The organism is Caldimonas tepidiphila, from assembly GCF_003569765.1.
GTDB lineage: Bacteria > Pseudomonadota > Gammaproteobacteria > Burkholderiales > Burkholderiaceae_C > Caldimonas > Caldimonas tepidiphila.
Genome location: NZ_KZ983979.1, coordinates 1 through 1,112, shown reverse-complemented (window position 1 = coordinate 1,112; position 1,112 = coordinate 1). Strand labels below are relative to the sequence as shown.

The 1,112-nt window shown below is 75.6% G+C and carries 1 protein-coding gene; it reads right to left on the bottom strand.

The features are described 5' to 3' along the window. Nucleotides 1-976: glycolate oxidase subunit GlcE (gene glcE / locus D3A59_RS04120; RefSeq protein WP_119153646.1), on the bottom strand; the 976-nt coding region annotated here is incomplete at its 3' end. Between the last annotated feature and the right edge of the window lie 136 nt (nt 977-1,112).

Here is a 1,112-nt window from a genome sequence, read left to right as displayed (position 1 = left end):
CGCGCGCATGCCACAGCGTCGCGTGGCCGCCGAGCGCGCGCGCGGCCTCGCGCACCGCGTCGGCCGGCATGCCCGTGCACAGCCAGCGCTGCGCGCCGCCCCACTCGATCAGCTGCTCGCCCGAGAGCTGCAGCGGCGGCGCGGTCTGCGGCAGCGACAGGCGCCACAGCGCGGCCCCGCCGTCCACCGCGGCCATCGCCTCGGTGAAGAACTCGTCCTGCTGCTCGCGCAGCGCCTGCCAGAAGGGCTGCGCCTGCGCCTCGTCGATGCGCTCACCGCCGAGCTGCGCCACGGCCGAGGCCACCGCCGCCCGAGCGCCGCGCAGCCGCAGCACCAGCGTCCCGTTCCACCAGGCGCTGGCATTGAGCGGCAGCGGGCGGCCGGCCCACTCGTTGAGCGTGCGCAGCGCCGTCGCCTCCTTCATCTCGAAGCGCAGCGTCGCCTCGGCGGGCGCGACCGGCAGCACCTTGAGCGACACCTCCAGGATCACGCCGAGCGTGCCCATCGAGCCCGCGAGCAGGCGAGAGACGTCGTAGCCCGCGACGTTCTTCATCACCTGCCCGCCGAAGCTCATCACGTCGCCTCGGCCGTTGAGCAGCGTGGCGCCGAGCACGTAGTCGCGCACCGCGCCGACCGCGGCGCGCGAGGGGCCGGAGAGGCCGGCGGCGACCATGCCGCCAACCGTCGCGTCGGCGCCGAGGTGCGGCGGCTCGAAGGGCAGGCACTGGCCCTTGTCGGCCAGCGCCGCCTCGAGCTCGGCCAGCGGCGTGCCGCAGCGCGCGGTCACGACCAGCTCGGTCGGCTCGTAGCTGCTGATGCCCGCCAGCCGCGTGACGTCCAGCGGCTCGCCGCGCGGCGTCTCGCCGTAGAGGTCCTTGGTGCCGCCGCCGCGGATCTGCAGCGGCGTGCCGTCGGCGGCCGCCGCGCGCACGCGCTCGACCAGGGATTGCAGGACGGGGTCTTTGTTCTGGTTCATCGTCGTGGCAGCGCGCCGGCTCGCGGCCGGCGCGCGGGGTCGGTCTCGGAGGGACGGCGCGGCCGGCGCGCCGCGGGGGCCGCTCAGAATCGCTCCAGCTCGGGGAAGGGCAGCAGGCCCTTCTTCACATGCATCT